Below are 17,753 nucleotides of genomic sequence, written 5' to 3'. Positions count from 1 at the left end.
TTTCGAGGCGGCCGGATATGACCCGGAGTAAGTCGAATCTGCTCTATCTTGCCGCGATGGGGACAAGAAAGATCGACGTGATCTATTCGGAGCCTGGTCATTATAAACGGCTCGACGACACCCATTTTGCAAGTGACCGAGTTCATACTGTGCGGCAGGTCGCTGGGTATGAAGGAATCACTGTCAATAAGACGGGCGATGATCTTTTAATTATTAATGCGGGATTTGAGGACAGGCTAACTGCGGAAGTTGCCGAGGATAAGGATAAGGCTCGAAAAGTAGTGCTGCTCGGTCTTCCTTCCTTAAAAGCTGACATGTATCAGCAAGGAGTTCTCCGCACCCGGCGCGCGAGAGACGCTCTTGGGGAAAGTGCACGAGAGGTATTCGCACCAGCTGCAGACCCTTTTGCGACAGCTACTGTTATCAGTGAACTTGTACGCAAGGAGCGGGTTACAAACGGAATCGACAATCTCTATCTATCGCCACTATCTACGAAACCAAGCGCACTCGGCCTGGCTCTGTTTTATATCAGAGAGTGCCGAGGTACGGCGACAAGCATAATATTTCCATTCTCGGAAAGCTACGCGACAGATGCTAGCGAAGGCATCGGTCGGATATGGAAATACGAGCTGGAGTTTTGACGGAAAAATTTCGCCTCCTGCAAATTAGCTATTCTAGTTTGCTTTCAGCCACAACATTTGGGCCACAGGCAAACCGCTGGCGACGATAACATTACTGGACCCATGATAATGCCAGATGCCGTTTTCCTTTTGTTTTCACTTTTTGTCCGTCTGAAGGCAGATTTAACATTCGATAGCCGATTCCAACGCAAATCACGTCAGCTCGGCCGCAATTCATGGCGATGAGGGCTGCAACCCTCCGGGGTTCCAAGATACAGGCGACGAATTCACTGCGATACCCTGCAGGCGAAATCATTTAATTGGAAATACCATACCCAAACGGCAATCCAATCTGGCTCAATTGATCCTGCCCTGGATCGAATTGCAGCCAATTCAGTGCACATCATCTCAATTTACGCTGCCGCGATTCCGATCGCCAAATCCGTGTTTCTCGAGCCTGAAACCGCGATTCAGTCACAAACGGTGTTTGCAGGTGACAACGTTTGCACGCTTTGACCACGGCACTCTCTTTGTCAGATGGAAAATAGGAGCAAACGACATTTGTCCCTTGCATCGCCGGCGCTCAGCCTGAAGTTCCAAACAGGAGAGTGAGATGTCGAAGAAATCAAAGAATCAGCGCAACGCAGAACAGCAGGTACGACAACAGCGAGTGAGAGACGAGGCGCGCACACGGCGTCGGCCATCACGCGATGATCTTGCGCGGATGCTTCTCTGGAAGATCATCATCAGTGCGGACACGCATCGCCTGGGACGACGTGAGGCGCTCGACAGGGTGCGTAACCAACTGATTGATGGTCTCAAGCTACAAGGATTTGATGTCCGCGAAAGCGAGGAGGTCTTCGAAGGGCTAGTCCATCGTTACGCAGACGGGCTCTTCCCTTTCCGTCCTAAGCGGCATCTGGTTCCCCACTAACTGGTCTCCCGTTCGGAGCTGTCCTGCAAACTGTGTTTGGTCATATTCTATTGTCTTCCCCCCATTACTCCGCATCACGAGGTTTACGTCTGAATCGAAAAACTTGACCAGAACCCTTGATCGACCTCAGTCACTCTGACGCATTGGTGCTCCACTAGTTGGTCACATTGACGTCCCGCGTCATCCCATGTCATGCAGTCGGTCCTACGCTCGGCGAGTTCACGCCGTGTAAGGAAGCACCTTGGGTTGTCCGCCGGGTCCAACAATTGGACCTAAGATGCAATATTTTGTTTTTTATCGAGCGATAATACAACTTTAGCTCGTCCGAGCAGCATCGTATTTGTTAATCGCAGATGGACAGGATGATGAATGCTACGACTTGAAGACCTAAAAACCGGATCAGTTGTAAGTGGTATTTTGCCTCAGCAAACTGTCCGTGTTCTCAGTGTTGATTGGATCGGGCAACAAGCCATTAATATCGTCTATCGTGATACAAGTGGGGCAGTGGCAGAAACGACAATTTACCGAGAGGATGAAGGCCGGGTAGCTCTGGTTTCGGATGGCAACATATGGTCTTTTGAGGCCGACGGAGGGTTGTTGCGTTTGGTCACAGAGGCCAACCGCATCAAGCTAGCTCACTATTTCGACCCCTATCTCGCGATTCACACAAGTCTTGTCGATCCTCTGCCCCACCAGATAAGCGCCGTCTATGGCGACATGCTGCCGCGACAACCGCTCCGATTCCTTTTGGCCGATGACCCTGGCGCAGGTAAGACCATCATGGCCGGGCTTCTCATAAAGGAACTCATCGCCCGCAGCGATCTTGAGCGATGCTTGATCGTCGCGCCTGGTAGCCTTGTCGAGCAATGGCAGGATGAGCTCGGTGAAAAGTTTTCTCTCGAATTCGATATTCTGACCCGCGACATGATCGAGAATTCGCGGTCGGGGAATATCTTCAACGACAAAAACCGTCTGATCACTCGGCTCGACGTTTTGTCGCGAAACGAGGAGCTTCAGGAGAAGCTGGTTGCTTCCACAGAATGGGACTTGATCATCTGCGATGAAGCACACCGAATGTCGGCAAGCTATTTCGGCGGAGACGTCAAATACACCAAGCGCTATCAGCTCGGTCAGCAGTTGGGCCAGCTATGTCGCCATTTTCTATTGATGTCTGCGACGCCGCACAATGGCAAGGAGGAAGACTTTCAGCTTTTCATGGCGCTGCTTGATGGCGATCGCTTCGAGGGACGCTTTCGTGACGGCGTTCATTATGCCGACAGCGCGGATATGATGAGGCGATTGACCAAGGAGGAACTCCTGAAGTTCGACGGGCGTCCGCTGTTTCCCGAGCGGCGGGCCTATACGGTCAAATACGAGCTATCAGCTGAAGAGGCGACCCTCTACAGCTCCGTGACCGAGTATGTCCGCACGGAAATGAACAGGGTTTTGCGCTTCGCGGAACAGGATGGAAAGAAGCGCAACAATATCGGCTTCGCACTCCAAATTCTTCAACGCCGCCTGGCCTCATCGCCGGCAGCCATCTATCAGTCCCTCCGCCGCAGGCGGGAGCGGCTTGAGGCTGAGCTAGCCGAGGCCCAATTGATACGCAAGGCTGGCCGATTAGGCATCGATGCACCCAACGTGTCGGACGAGGTGCTGCGGAATATTGATGAATACGGGCAAGAGGAGATCGACGAACTCGAAGACCTGATCTCCACCGGCGCGACGACGGCCGAGACAATCGAGCAGCTGGAAATCGAGGTCCAGACATTGAAGGGTCTTGAGATCATGGCGCTTGATGTGTTGCGATCAGGCAAAGACACCAAGTGGACGCAACTGGACAAAATTCTTGATGACGAACTGATGGTCGATGCTGACGGCAATCGGCGGAAACTCATCATCTTCACGGAGCAAAAGGACACGCTACACTACCTTCTTGAAAAGGTGCGCGCTCGTTTGGGCAAGCCAGAGGCCGTGGAAGTTATTCATGGTGGCGTCACGCGCGAGGAACGCCGCAAGGTGGTCGAGCGCTTCATGCAGGACCGCGACATGCTGGTCCTCATAGCCAATGATGCAGCCGGCGAAGGCGTCAACCTCCAACGCGGGCACCTTATGGTCAACTACGACCTTCCGTGGAACCCCAACAAGATTGAACAGCGGTTCGGCCGTATCCACCGCATCGGTCAGACGGAGGTCTGCCATCTCTGGAACCTGGTAGCGGCCGATACCCGAGAAGGCGAGGTCTACGCTCGTCTGCTTGAAAAACTTGAAGTGGCTCGCGAGGCGCTCGGCGGTCGAGTCTACGACGTGCTGGGGGAACTGTTCGAGGGAACAGCTTTGCGCGATCTTCTGTTTGAAGCGATCCAGTATGGTGAGCAGGACGATGTCAAGGCGCGGCTGTTCCACGCAGTGGATGGTGCTGTAGACCAGCAACATCTCCTGACGCTGCTGGAGCGTCGGGCATTGACGAACGACACGATGCCTGCCGCCCGGGTCCAGGAACTCAGGATCGAGATGGAGCGCGCGGATGCCCAGCGGCTCCAGCCCCATCATGTCCAGAGCTTTTTCGCCGAAGCCTTCCAGCATTTGGGTGGCCAGATCAAAAAGCGTGAGGAGGGTCGATGGGAAATCACCCATGTTCCCCTCAGCATTCGCGAAAGGGATCGCCAGGTTGGCACCGGCGCGCCGATCCAGAAGAAATATGAGCGCATATGTTTTGAAAGAACCCGGATCAACCAGCAGCCAATTGCGGCGTTCATATGCCCTGGGCATCCCCTGCTCGAAGCCGTGATCAGCCTCATCCGCGAAAAGTATGATCACTTGATGAGGCAAGGTGCCGTCCTTGTTGATGATACCGATCCTGGCGAGGAGATCGCCGCACTTTTTCTGCTTGAACACAGCATCCAGGATGCGCAGGCAACTGCCACCGGCAAGCCTCATGTGGTTTCTGAAAAACTGCAGTTCACAGCGCTCGACCGCACCGGCAACGCCACCAATGCCGGTATCGCCCCGCACCTCAATCTGCGGCCTGCGACGCAGGACGAGATAAAGGGCGTTCACGATCTGCTTGAGGCTGACTGGCTTAAATCCGATCTTGAAAAGACGGCCGTCGGCTTCGCGACCATTGAACTTGCCCAGCAGCATGTGGCTGAGGTCAAAGCCAAGCGTTTCCCCGAAATCCAGAAGGTGGAGCAGGAGGTCAAGGCGCGGCTGAAGAAGGAAATCAATTATTGGGACGCCCGTGCCTTCGAACTCAAGGAAGAGGAGCGAGCCGGTAAGAAGACCCGATTGAACTGGCAGAACGCCCAGCGCCGCGCAGAAGACCTCGTCGAGCGGCTCAAGCGCCGGATGGAAGGACTCGAGAAGGAACGTTTCATCTCGGCTCAGCCACCTCGGGTGCGCGGCGGCATGGTGGTCATTCCAAACGGACTGCTGCTGGCACGCGGACTCATCAAGGACGACCAGAATATTGCACCTACAGGCTTCTCGGACGATCCCGAGGCACGGCGCAGAATAGAGCTTGCCGCCATGGAGGCGGTAATGGCCGCCGAGCGGGCATTGGGCAACATTCCCTCTGACGTTTCAGCCCAGAAGATCGGCTACGACATTCAATCCTACGACCCGAATACCGATCATCTCCGCTTCATCGAGGTTAAGGGACGCATCGAAGGGGCCGACAGTGTGATGATCACCCGCCAGGAAGTCATCACCTCGCTCAACAAGCCTGAGCAGTTCATCCTCGGCATTGTCCATGTCGAAAACGGCTTTGCCCGCGAGCCTCTGTATGTCCGGGGCGCACTGCAAACTCATGAGCCGACCTTTGACGTCACCGCCATCCAATTTAACCTGAAAAGCCTGCTGCTGCGGGCGGAGATACCCGCATGAACATCACCAAAGGCCTTGTCATCGACGATCCATGGATCGGTTATCTTCTCGATGGCTCCAAGTCCTGGGAGATGCGGTCCAGGCCGGTATCCTTCAGGGGTTGGTTTGGCCTGATCCGCAAAGGCACGGGTGCGATCTATGGCGTCGCCCGGCTGGTGGATGTGCGTCCGGCGCTGTCAGTCGAGGAGATGGTCGCCACTCATGACAAGCACCAGATTCCTGAGAGCATGATCCGTTCGGGCGCGGTCGCCAAATGGACGACCCCTTGGGTGCTTGCCGACGTAAGAAAGCTTCCAAGTCCGGTACCGTACCGTCACCCTTCTGGCGCGGTCAGTTGGGTGGAGCTGGACCCACCGGTTACCGCGGCGATTTCTGCGCAACTGGGGCTATCCACCATGGTCGCCGAGGTCGAGCGGATCGCAGTCCCAACTGGCGTCGATGTGCCAGTGACGCGGGCGATCCCTGCCGGTTCACCCGCTGTGGCAGCGGACACAACACTGACCCAGACGCCCCAACCAATCAATCAGAACGAACCGTTGAAGACGGTAAGGTCCTCTGACAACAGAACCGGTAAGCTAATTTGCGAAGTCGAGATCACCCAAGGCAATCTCGACAACGATCATTTCTATCTCCGCGATCACTTGCACCTTTTCCCTGATGCGATCATGGGCGGTTCGAATGCATCCAATCTCGCGAGGAAGGAAGCCAGGATCGATTGGGGTGGCCCGGACCTGGCGTTGACTGACATCGATGGCGAGCGGCACAAGTTTTTTCGCCGTAGGGGCTGGATCAAGCGTTTTTATCAACTTAACCGCGCAAAGCCTGGCGATCATGTTTCGGTCGTGGAGACCGCGCCGCTTTCGTATCAAATTCGACTGAAGAGGGCAGCCAATGACAGAACTTGATAGCAATCTTGGCGATTGGGCGGAGGTCCAGGACATAGGTGATTGGTCCGGCCTGCTGCTCGGCAACGGGTTCAGCCAGAACATGTGGGCATCTTTCGGCTACCACTCTCTTTTCGAAACGGCCTCCACAGGCGATGGACCAACATTGAGTGCTGATGACACGGCTTTGTTCGAGCGCTTTGAAACCAGAAATTTCGAATGGGTTCTCAGCGCATTGGCGACGAGCAAGTCAGTACTGCACGCCCTTGGTCAACCACACGAGCTAATAGATCAACGCGAACATTCTATCCGAGAAGCACTCATTCAGGCGGTGCATTCTGTTCATATTCCCTGGCTCTGCATTGAAGACGAAAAGCTGAAACGCGTCGCTTCGGAGCTCTCCAAATATGCTGCAATATATTCGACAAATTATGATCTGCTTTTGTATTGGTCTTTGATGGCCGCTCCTGCGCAGTTCAGGGATTACTTCTGGACAGCGGAGTTTGACATCTCGAACACCGAGATATGGGGGAAAACAACAAGGGTGCATTATGTCCACGGCGGACTACATCTCTATCGAAAGCCAAATGGACAGACGCTCAAACGAACAGCCAGAGGAGGGCGTAATTTGCTCGACCTTTTCGCAACGCCATTCGAAGACGCTGCTCCTCTGTTTATTTCCGAAGGAACAGCCCCCGAGAAACTCGCGTCGATCTACCGATCGGATTATCTCTCATTCGTGTTTTCTCAGCTCGCTCTTGATGACGGCCCCCTAGTCGTTTTCGGCCATAGTCTAGGGGGAAGCGACTCGCATATTGTCGACGTGTTAAACTCCCACAGAGGTCGAAAGGTGGCAGTTGCGGTTCGGGCTGAGGACGATGTTCGCCAGAAGAAGGGTGCTATAGTTGCCTCTATCCCCAATGCCGAAATCTACTTTTTTGACGCCGCCACCCACCCCCTCGGCGATCCAGCTCTCAACATTGCACCGCCGGCGTCGTGACCAGGCCTCCAAAATGAGCCTCACCCAGGTATTTATTCACCGAGAATTCCTCAATGCGACTCCGCGGAGGGTGAAGGTCGACCGGCATAAGCGAAGGGCCTCTCGATGAGGTTTTCAGAGAAGAGTTTCGAGGTCCGGTTTTGCGCGGCGCTTTCTGCTGCAGCAATGCCATTCGTTCGCAATCCTCAATGGATTGGAATGACCCAGGCCCAGGAGAGGATGACCGGCATAGACACGATGCTGCGTATCGGCGGTCGGTTGCAAGTTTTCCAGTTTAAAGCAAAGCAGAATGACAAATTTAAGCTCGACAAGTCTCAATGGCGCTGCCTTAGCGGAGTTGCGCGCCGCCATCCGAAAAGCACGTACTACATTTTCCCTGAGGCGGAGGATGTCAAAACGGCGGCGTCGGTGAGATGTCTACTGGAGCACAGTTGGTGCGTACCCGCGGCCAGGATCGGACCTGCGTTTAGGTCTGCAGCTCATTCAGCAACTTTGTCCCTTTGTGCCACTAGTAAGGCGCTGATCAGGCGAAGACCGGTATCTTCGATAGCCGCAAAGTCCGCGTGTGCCGAATTCGGTTGTTTTTGCCCGTCCGCCGGAACCACGATAGTTTACACGCGTCAGCGTGATGATGGAGCCTCCGTCCATTTTTCTGCGGGTGGTGCCGAAGGAACTCGTTCATCCGAACCTCCATCCACAGTTGATATGTTTGGTGCTGGCATTCCGCTTGGTGATGCCCCAAGAGACGGAGATGATCGGCGCACTATTCAATCCGCAAGCCAATTTGAAGAAATGCTAGGGGAAGGAGCCGAAAAAGACCTCGGCCCGGGTCTTTTTGGCCTGTTCTTCCCGTCGAAGTGAAACTTGGATGACCACGATATGACCTACAAGAAGAAACTCATTGAAGTCGCCATTCCTCTGGAGGCGATCAATGCGGCGTCAGCGCGGGAGAAGTCGATCCGTCACGGGCATCCTTCGACGTTGCATCTGTGGTGGGCGAGGCGTCCTCTGGCCGCCTGCCGGGCAGTGTTGTTTGCCCAGCTCGTGGATGATCCGTCGAGCAACCCGGAAGAGTTTCCGACACCGGAGGCCCAGGATGCAGAGCGGAAGCGGCTGTTCAAAATTATCGAGGAGATGGTGATCTGGGAGAACTCCACCAACGAGGAAGTGCTGGAACGCGCCCGTGCCGAAATTCGCAAGAGTTGCGGCGGCGTGCTGCCGCCGGTCTATGACCCGTTCTCAGGTGGCGGCTCAATCCCGCTTGAGGCCCAGCGCCTGGGACTGCCGGCCTATGGATCGGACCTTAACCCGGTCGCGGTGATGATCGGGAAGGCGATGATCGAAATCCCACCGAAGTTCAAGGACCTGCCGCCGATCCATCCTGGCATCAAGGAGCGCCAGTTCTATCGCAATGCCGAAGGACTGGCGGAGGACGTCAAATATTACGGCGAATGGATGCGAAAGAAGGCGTGGGAGCGCGTTGGACATTTTTATCCGCAGGTCGAGCTACCAAAAGAGATGGGTGGAGGGCAGGCAACTGTAATTGCTTGGATTTGGGCTCGGACGGTACCAAGCCCTAACCCAGCATTAAGTTCCCTGCAAACACCGCTGGTCCGAAATTTTTACCTACTAGACAAAGAGGACCGAAAGGTCTGGGTTGAGCCTGTAATAAATTCAGACAAGACAGGCTATCGGTTTGAAGTGCGACATGGAAAAGGCCCTGCGTTACCACCAAATATTGGACGAACCGGTGCAAACTGTGTCGTGACTGGGGAAGCAATTCCACTTGCATACATTCGACAACAAGCGCAGGCAGGGAATATGGGGCAGCGGTTAATGGCCGTTGTGGTTGAAACCAGTGGTGGGCGGAACTACATCTCACCGACTCCGGAAATCGAAGGAATTGCCCTCAATGCGGAACCGGAGTGGAGTCCAGAGGTATTGATTCCTCTAAAGCATAGGAATTTCCAAACGCCGCTGTATGGAATGACTCGATTCGGCGATGTGTTCACCAAAAGACAACTAGTTTCGATTAACGCCTTCGTTAGTGTTTTGACTGAGCTAGAAAGTGAATTTCACAGTGAATCAAATAGAATTCCGCTTCATCAAAAATATAATACTGAATACGTAAAAGCTCTAAGGCTTTATCTTTCATTTGCGATCAGCAAAGCTTTAACGCGAAATTGTTCATTAGCAATATGGGAAACAGGCATGGGGCGATTGGCTGGCGCACTGGGTCGTCAAGCCCTTCCAATGCAGTGGACATTTGCCGAAACCAATCCGTTTGCAGGAGCTGGAGGTGATATCGCTGGCACGGCTCTGTCTGTGTCAGAAGTGTTGGATTGCCTTACTTGCACTACTCAAGGTTCTGTTTTCCAGCATAATGCATCTGACGAAACCCCTTCGATTATGAACTTTGTTCTTTCAACTGACCCACCCTACTACGACAACATCGAATATGCAGAATTGTCTGATTTTTTCTATGGTTGGCTGAGGCGAAGCCTTCACCATGATTATCCAGACATTATGGGGGTTATTTCCGTTCCTAAACAAGAAGAGCTGGTAGCTAGCGCCACGCGCTATGGCGGTGCGGAAGGTGCTGAAGCTCATTTTATGGCTGGAATGACAAAAGCACTCGGGAACATGTCCCTTGGCGCATTGGATAGCTATCCAGCTGCAATCTACTATGCGTTCAAGCAATCTGAAATCGAAAAAGACGGTATTTCCTCTCCAGGATGGAGTTCATTTTTAGGCGCAGTAATTGCATCAGGATTTATCATAGTCGGAACTTGGCCGGTTCGAACTGAAGCCACTAATGCATTAAAGAAAGGTATGAATGCTCTTGCAAATTCGGTGGTCCTCGTCTGTAGAAAGAAAACGATGGCTGCTGAGACTATTACCCGTGCTGAATTTGTTCGGACTCTGAAGCGCGAACTACCATCGGCCATCGCCGACCTTCAGGCCGCCAATATTGCCCCCGCTGATATACCACAGTCGGCCATAGGACCCGGCATGGGTGTCTTCTCGCGCTACAACGCGGTGTTGGAAGCTGACGATAGCCCTATGAGCGTGAAGGCCGCACTACAACTGATCAACCGCGAATTGGATGACTATCTTGGCGTCATCCAAGGTGAGTTCGATCCCGAAACCCGATTTGCCATTAGCTGGTTCGAGCAGCATGGAATGAAAGCCGGCGACTACGGTTCGGCCGATAATTTGGCACGTGCCCGCGGCATTTCCGTGGAAAGCGTCAAGCATGCCGGCGTCGTCGAAAGTGCTGCCGGCAAGGTTCGCTTGCTGGGGCGGGACGAACTTGATGGTAGCTGGGACCCGACTGAAGATCGCCATCTGACGATCTGGGAATGCCTGCAACATCTGGTCAAGCTCCATGAGGAGAACGGCATCACCTTCGAAACGGCAGCGCTGTTTAAGCAGATTGGCAACCAGGCCGATGCCGTCAAGGACCTCGCCTATTGCCTCTATGACATCGCCGCCAACAAGCGCAAGGACGCCAAGGAAGCGACGGCCTACAACGCGCTGATCGCCGACTGGACGGAACTTTCGCGCGAGGCGGCGGCGGTCCACGATGTGCGGGGTACAGGGCAGGGCACACTCGAACTCTGAGGATGGCGTTTGCAATGGGGTGTACTGTATGAAGGGGACGATTGGAAATGCCGAAAAGATGGCTGATCTCGACAAGCTTGTGGGCCGCTTTTTTGGCCATATCGAGCTTGAGACCTGCCGTGACGTTTCGATCACCAGGCCGCGCGTTCGCCCCAATGCCTCGTTCTCGGCCGACACAAGGGTCGAGTTTTCCCGGACGCTGCGGGAGATGTTTCCGATCGGCACCCGCTTCATGGCGACCGTCAAGGTGTGCCAGAAACATGTCGACGGCAAACCGCACGGGCCACCCTACCTCAAGGCCTATGATGTGGCGGTGATCGCCGCATCGGTGTCCGATCCGGGACTTATGGCCAGGGTCCGCAAAGGCAGCATCAGCGGGCTTGCCTATGACTATGTTTGGACAACCAGGGATTGACCATTCCCCCCGGAGCCTTTTCATAGTTAGTGGGAACGCAATCTGCATTCGAATGATTTCAAGTGAGCGTGGGACGAGATGGCAAAGAGCACCAGACAGTATGTTTTCGACGGAATGGAATTGCTTCCTGAAGCGCTGACCCCGTTCGTCGAAAAGAGCCTGGAGGCCGCATTCGGTCCGGATTGGCCGGTTGAGGTGGTTCAACGTGTTCATGGTGTTCAGCGTGGCCAGGGAACGATGACCTGGGATCAGCAGTCGCTGCTCAAAGTTATGAACGTGCTCTGGATGGAGGTATTCGCCAAGACGCTTGGCCGACAGGAGCGCACCTATATCAACGAGCTGATCGAGGTCCGCAATCGGCTCTCACACAGTGAGCCTTTTACATACGACGACGCGGAGCGGGCGCTCGATACGCTGAGACGCATGCTGGAATCAATCAGTGCCGGGCCCGCAGCCGCCGAAGTGGGGCGGATGCGCGATACAATTCTGCGCACCAAGTTCACCGAACTTGCCCGCAACGAGGAACGCCGCAAGACCCAGCGCATGGACATTTCGGTCGAGACAGTTGCCGGCATCCTGCCCTGGCGCGAAATCGTCGAGCCGCATCCCGATGTCGCCACTGGTGACTTCCAGCAGGCGGAGTTTGCCGCCGATCTCGGCAAGGTTCACAACGGCAGCGCGCCGTCTGAATATTCGAACCCAAAGGAATTCTTCAGCCGCACCTATCTGACAGATGGTCTGAGCACGCTGTTGACGAGCGCCGCAAAGCGCCTTTCGGGCACAGGTGGCGATCCGGTGGTCGAGTTGCAGACAAATTTCGGTGGCGGCAAGACCCACTCGATGCTGGCGCTTTACCATATGGCAGGAGCCGTGAGTTCACGCGATCTTTCTGGGCTCGATCAGCTGCTCCAAAAGAACGGGCTGGCGGTTCCGGAGAAGGTCAACCGTGCCGTTCTCGTCGGAACATCGCGGGGTCCACAGGATATTCTCCATCCCGAGCCCGGGATCGACATCCGCACCACCTGGGGCGAACTTGCCTGGCAGCTTGGGGGAGCCGAAGGCTATGCCATGGTGGCGGATTGCGACGCCAAGGGGATCGCGCCCGGCTCCAATCTGCTGGAAGAGCTTTTCAAGGCATTCGGTCCCTGCCTCATTCTGATCGACGAGTGGGTGGCCTATCTGCGACAAATCTACAAGGTCGAAGGTCTGCCTTCGGGGTCCTTCGACGCCAATCTTTCCTTCGTCCAGTCATTGACTGAAGCCGTCAAGGCGAGCCCGAAGACGCTTCTCGTTGCGTCCCTGCCGGCCTCGCAGATCGAAGTTGGCGGCGAGGGCGGGCAGGAAGCACTTGCCCGCCTCAAGCAGACCTTCAGCCGCGTGGAATCCTCGTGGCGTCCAGCATCGCAGGAAGAGAGCTATGAGATTGTTCGCCGCCGCCTGTTCAAGGAAATCCCTGGCGACAAGTTTCATCATCGCGACAACACGCTGAAACAGTTCGCCAAGCTGTATCGCGATAATCCCAATGATTTTCCGCAGGGCTGCGCCGACGAGGATTATCGCCGCAAACTTGAAAAGGCCTATCCGATCCATCCGGAATTGTTCGATCAGCTCTACACTAGCTGGGGCTCGCTCGAGAAATTTCAGCGCACCCGCGGCGTCTTGCGGCTGATGGCACAGGTGATCCACGAATTGTGGATGAACGGCGATCCCTCGGTCATGATCATGCCCGGCAGCGTGGCGATCAGCTCGCCGCGCATCGAACCAGAGCTTTTGCACTATCTCGATACCAACTGGCAGTCGATCATTGCCGGTGACGTCGATGGCTCCTCCTCGACCCCCTACAAGATTGATCAGCAAGCGCCCAACCTCAATCGATACTCGGCGACGCGACGCATTGCCCGCGCGATCTTCATGGGGTCGGCCCCAACCTATAATCAGCAGAACAAGGGACTGGACGACAAGCAGATCAATCTTGGTGTCGTTCAGCCCGGTGAACGGCCCAACATCTTCGGTGACGCGCTGCGCCGGCTGACCAACCAGGCAAGGTTCATGCACAGCGATCTTGGTCGCTACTGGTACTCGATGACGGCCAGCCTTAATCGCACGGCAGCCGATCACGCTGCACAGCTTGAGGAAGCCCTGGTCTTGATGACCATTGACCAGGAACTGCAAAAATATATCAACGCTTTGGCGGATCGCGGTCATTTCGATGCTGTCCAGGTCGCGCCGTCGAGTTCAACAGACGTTCCTGACGAGCCCGGGGGCGTTCGCATGGTCGTCCTCGGCGTTGAGCATCCGCATTCTGGCCGTGACGGCTCCGACGCCCTCATCGAGGCCAGAGATATCCTGATGCAACGCGGATCGACACCGCGTGTCTATCGCAACGTGCTTGTTTTCCTTGCTGCGGAGAACCGCCAGCTCGATGGCGTCAAGGACGCAGTGCGAAGCGCTCTCGCCTGGCAGGGCATTGTCAGGGATACGAAACGCCTGAACTTGACCCAAAGTGACGAAGCACTGGCCGAGATGAAGGTGAAGGACGCGCTGGACACAATGAAGACCCGACTCAGGGAGGCATGGTGCTACCTGATCTATCCCATTCAGGATTCCGCACAGGCTGATCTGGATTGGGTCAAGGATCGAATTCCAGCTCAGGATGGAGTTCTGTCACGCGCCAGCAAGAAACTCGTCAGTGATGAAGGGCTGCTAGCTGAGCTAGGCGCAAATCGCCTGGATCGCGATCTTCAGAAATATATTTGGAACGGCAAACCGCACCTGTCACTCAAAGACCTGTGGGAATATCTCAACCGGTACACCTACCTGCCTCGCGTGAAGAACCAGGCCGTTTTCGTGAAGGCCGTTCAGTCAGCCGTTTCGGCCATGTTGCCTGGACCTTTTGCCTATGCAGAAGCCTGGGACGAAGGAAGCCAGACATATCGGGGGCTCATCGTCGAAAAAGCGACCAACGCCCATGTCGTGGTCGACAGGGACAGTGTGATCATCCGCCCCACAGTGGCGCTGGAACAATTGTCGAAGCAGGCTGCCAGACAGGCGGTCGTCACGCCACCGGCTTCAACCGGTGGGATGTCGGAACCAGTGCCCGGGGCCACACCTCTTGCGGTCGACACCGGCGACACTGTCAGTGCTCCAGTGGTTGATAGACTGCCGACGCGGTTTGAGGGGACGGTCATAATCTCAGCCGAGCGGCCGGCGCGCGACATTCATCAGATAGTTGAGGCCATTATCGAGCAGCTGACGACGATAGCTGGAAGCGAGGTATCCCTGCGGCTGGAGATAGATGCGGAAGTTCCGAGCGGTTTGGATCGATCCAAAGTCCGCACACTGCTCGAGAATGCAACGACGCTCGGTTTTATCGACAAACGGATTTCTTAATTGGTTCGCCAGCCGGATGCGGAAATAATTTCCGCATCCGGCTATACAAAGAAATTTGCGTGATGCTTTGCCCTACTCCCTCACCCGTTGGCCTGCTTCCGCGTCTGCCTCGGCGTGTGCGCAAGGACCTGGGGCAGCAGTCGAACTGGTGCCGGTTCAACTCTGGCACTCGGTCTGGGAAGCTTCTGAAGGCACCTCCGCATGAGCCGCAGTCGGGCCACTTGTGAATAGGTGCCTTCGTTCACATCCTTGTTGACGTGACCGAGAATGTCCTTGCGGATTTCAGAGCTGACACCCTTCTGCTTCATCTCGTTGTTGCACCAGTGGCGGAACGAGTGGAATACTTTCCCCTCTGCCTTCGCCTGCGGCATAGCCAGGTTTTTCATCTTCTGCCACTCGTCGTCGAAGACATCTCCCATCGGTGTCCCTTCTGCCACCGCCCGAAGTTCAGGAAACAGCAGCACATGGCCTGCCTTTCTCAGGGCCTCGACATACTCGAGGAACCCGAGCCGGATGAGTTCAGGGTGAACTGGGATGTGCCGTTTCGCCGCTTTTGACTTCAATCTGCGAACTTCAGTTGGGATAAAGTTGAACCCCCAAATGCCATGGAAGTCGATGATCTCGTCGAGCCTGAACCCGCAAATCTCCTCCCGCCTCGCACCCTGATATGCTCCGATGAGGGGAACCCAGTAGCGTGCATCATGGAAAATTTCGCTTGGCTGAATGGCATCGTTTGTGCCCGTGGCTGCACCGGTCCAGACCGGAAGACTGAACAAGGCCTCAAGATCGGCGGTGGTGAAGGACGGGCGCTCGTTCTCCGGTTCTCCGCTGGTTCTAGCGCGAAGCTTTGAGATGCCGTTGTAACTCTCCCAGAAATAGCCATAGGCCTCGCACATGCCCGCAATATTGGCCATGTTGTTCATGTGACGATTGATCGTTGCCTTAGTCAGGCCGACCTCGGCCTTGGGAAGCTTCTCCGCTCGGGCGAGAATGTCGGCGACGGAGATGACATGGTCCCGCGGTGACTTGCCGTAGTTCTTGGGGAACTTGAGCAGGATATCGCGAAACTGTGCGAGGTGCTTTTGTCCGACACGGGTCGGGTTGCCGTGGCCGAGGAAGCGCTCGAACAGCTTGGCGAGCTGGATGTGTTGTTTGAGTGTCTTGCTGTCCCACTCCTCCAGGGTCACTTTTGCCCCGCCGGCCGCCGTGACGATGTCGATCAGGCTGCGATAGCTTTCATCTTCGATGTCAGTGAGGCTGTCGATATCGTCGGCGTCGTCGCTGATTGGCACCTCGGCGGCGACCGGTGCAGCGGGTGATATCACGGGTGGGGGAGGCGTCTGCGGACTTTCGGTCGCGGGCACTGGAACGCTGACGGGTTCGGCAGAAGCAGGAGCAGGAGCAGGGGAGGCCGATCCGTTCTGGATGCCAACGGGGACAGACTGAGGGATCGGCCTTCGTGCTTCTTCCAGCAGTCCCGACTGGAGAAGCAGGTCGTCGTCATGACGCAGACCGGTCCAGCGGCGATCGGCGTCGAGAAGTGCTGCAGCCATTCCCCGAAGATAGAGCTGCTCGGCCTGCTGAACGTTCACCCTTGTTTCAGGAATGCCGAACTCCGCCATCACTCCCGCAATCCGGTTATGGTTTGGTGGCATGGCTCCGATATCTCGCAGGGTCGAGATCGTCTGGGCGACCAGTGTGATCGTCTGCGTTTCAAGTCCTGCGGCCAGCATTTCCTTGTGCTCGATCTCTCCGACCGCGGCATCGATGCCCTGGGCCGCGAAGAGACGGTATGCCCAGCCGGTCACAATGTCCGAGGTCCGCCCGCTCGCTGCACTCTCGCCATAGGCGAGCTCTGCGGCCGCCACGCGGTCAAGCTTGGCGCTATGGGTGATAGCAACTTTGGTCAGGATGCGGCGGGCGTCATCAGCAGAGATCATGGATTGTCTTATCCCTTGGATTAGGTGCTCACTGGCCCTTGTGACCTCGGCGGCGGTCGAACGGGCAATGTTCAGCGACGTTGTCCGCAGGCTGACTTCAATCCTCGAAAAGCAATCGGTCCGAGGCTGGACCGGCAGTCGCCGCCTCCACCAATAGACCGCTCCACGCCGAAACACATATTGCACACTCATGCCAACCTCCTTTTGGAGGTGACGGATTCGCCAACTTTTCCGTCCGCTGGACACCAATGTAAGACACGCGTGGGGGACACCCGTGTAAGACAGTACTGTCCACCAGACGACAAAACGTATCCCCAGCTAACGAAAAAACGCTGGAAAATCAATCTTGTTCAGAGTTTGAAGAGGTCGATTGGCTGGGGAACCTGGATTCGAACCAGGACTAACGGAGTCAGAGTCCGTGGGTCTACCGTTAACCTATTCCCCAACGATGGCGGCCGGGTTTTGCCGGGCCAGCGGGCGGCTTATAACCAATAACCGGCGCGGATGCAAACACAGTCTTGCGGGTTTTTTCACGGAGCCGTCGGTCCACCATCCGGCCCCGCACCCCGGCGCGGGGCCGGCGGGGCAGGCCGGGCGACAGCGGGCGCGGCCGTGTCCGAAAAAGAATTTTGCGTTCTTCGCGCCGCTTTGCTAATCTTCGTGCAACGACAAACCGTGAGGCGCGATCGCGAGCCTTCCTGCCCGCCGCGCATGACAGGACAGACAGTGACAGACCTTCGGGACGGCGAAACGCCAAACGCGGGGGTATCACTGGCAGGTGAAATTCCGTCTGGGCGCGCCGTCAAGGCAGCGACGGACGGTGTGGAACGGAAACGCGGTGACTCCGCGGTTTCAGGCTCCGGTTCCGATGGCGCGCCATCGGGGCGAGGTCCCGCCAGCGTATCCGCGAGCAATGAATCCGGCCCCCGGCCGGCGAGCAAAGACTCCGGCCCCCGGCCGGCGGGAAATGACTCCGGCCTTGAGCCGGCGCGACACGACACCGGCCCCGGGCCGGGGGGACGCCGCAAACGGCGCCGCAGAAAATCCGCGTCCAGATCCGA

10 protein-coding genes and 1 tRNA gene are annotated in these 17,753 nt (G+C 56.0%); 9 read left to right on the top strand and 2 right to left on the bottom strand.

The features are described from left to right. The 9 genes from LL06_RS27345 to LL06_RS18050 all read left to right on the top strand — a co-directional run. On the top strand, positions 1-641 hold a 641-nt coding region (locus LL06_RS27345; protein WP_210165725.1), incomplete at its 5' end, for a hypothetical protein. Between the two features lie 592 nt (positions 642-1,233). Continuing rightward, positions 1,234-1,554 carry a hypothetical protein gene (locus LL06_RS18085; protein WP_035530037.1) on the top strand — a complete coding sequence of 107 codons (321 nt, stop codon included), beginning with the start codon at positions 1,234-1,236 and terminating at the stop codon, positions 1,552-1,554. 369 nt (positions 1,555-1,923) lie between these two features. Continuing rightward, the gene (locus LL06_RS18080) at positions 1,924-5,439 is read left to right on the top strand and encodes a helicase-related protein (protein ID WP_035530035.1); all 3,516 of its coding nucleotides are present in this window, start codon (positions 1,924-1,926) and stop codon (positions 5,437-5,439) included. Further along, positions 5,436-6,344, top strand: coding sequence for a hypothetical protein (locus LL06_RS26495; protein WP_052161704.1), 909 nt, complete (start codon positions 5,436-5,438; stop codon positions 6,342-6,344). The genes LL06_RS18080 and LL06_RS26495 overlap by 4 nt, the downstream gene beginning before the upstream one ends. Next, positions 6,331-7,323: a DUF4917 family protein gene (locus LL06_RS18065; RefSeq protein ID WP_035530032.1), complete on the top strand. Its 993-nt coding sequence runs from the start codon at positions 6,331-6,333 to the stop codon at positions 7,321-7,323. Before LL06_RS26495 ends, LL06_RS18065 begins: the two co-directional genes overlap by 14 nt. A 105-nt stretch (positions 7,324-7,428) precedes the next feature. Continuing rightward, on the top strand, positions 7,429-8,184 hold the full coding sequence (locus tag LL06_RS27340; protein WP_152599662.1) for a hypothetical protein: 756 nt from the start codon (positions 7,429-7,431) through the stop codon (positions 8,182-8,184). 18 nt (positions 8,185-8,202) lie between these two features. Next, positions 8,203-10,947, top strand: a complete 2,745-nt coding sequence (locus LL06_RS18060) for a DUF1156 domain-containing protein (RefSeq protein ID WP_035530030.1) — start codon at positions 8,203-8,205, stop codon at positions 10,945-10,947. A gap of 58 nt (positions 10,948-11,005) precedes the next feature. Further along, positions 11,006-11,362 (top strand): hypothetical protein, encoded by a 357-nt coding sequence (locus LL06_RS18055; RefSeq protein ID WP_152599661.1) that lies wholly within the window; start codon positions 11,006-11,008, stop codon positions 11,360-11,362. Between the two features lie 78 nt (positions 11,363-11,440). Then, a complete protein-coding gene (locus LL06_RS18050; RefSeq protein WP_035530026.1) occupies positions 11,441-14,752 on the top strand; it encodes a DUF499 domain-containing protein in 3,312 nt (1,103 codons plus the stop codon). Positions 14,753-14,832: 80 nt separating this feature from the next. Here LL06_RS18050 and LL06_RS18045 read toward each other — a convergent pair whose 3' ends face one another. Together LL06_RS18045 and LL06_RS18040 are read right to left on the bottom strand one after the other, a co-directional pair. Further along, complete coding sequence (locus LL06_RS18045) at positions 14,833-16,692, bottom strand: site-specific integrase (RefSeq protein ID WP_152599660.1); 1,860 nt, start codon at positions 16,690-16,692, stop codon at positions 14,833-14,835. A gap of 371 nt (positions 16,693-17,063) precedes the next feature. After that, positions 17,064-17,137, bottom strand: a tRNA-Gln gene (locus LL06_RS18040). Positions 17,138-17,753: the final 616 nt, after the last annotated feature.

The sequence above is a fragment of the Hoeflea sp. BAL378 genome, assembly GCF_000759435.1.
GTDB lineage: Bacteria > Pseudomonadota > Alphaproteobacteria > Rhizobiales > Rhizobiaceae > Hoeflea.
The sequence above is the reverse complement of the archived record's forward strand: the minus strand, read 5'-3'. Positions and strand labels throughout refer to the sequence as shown.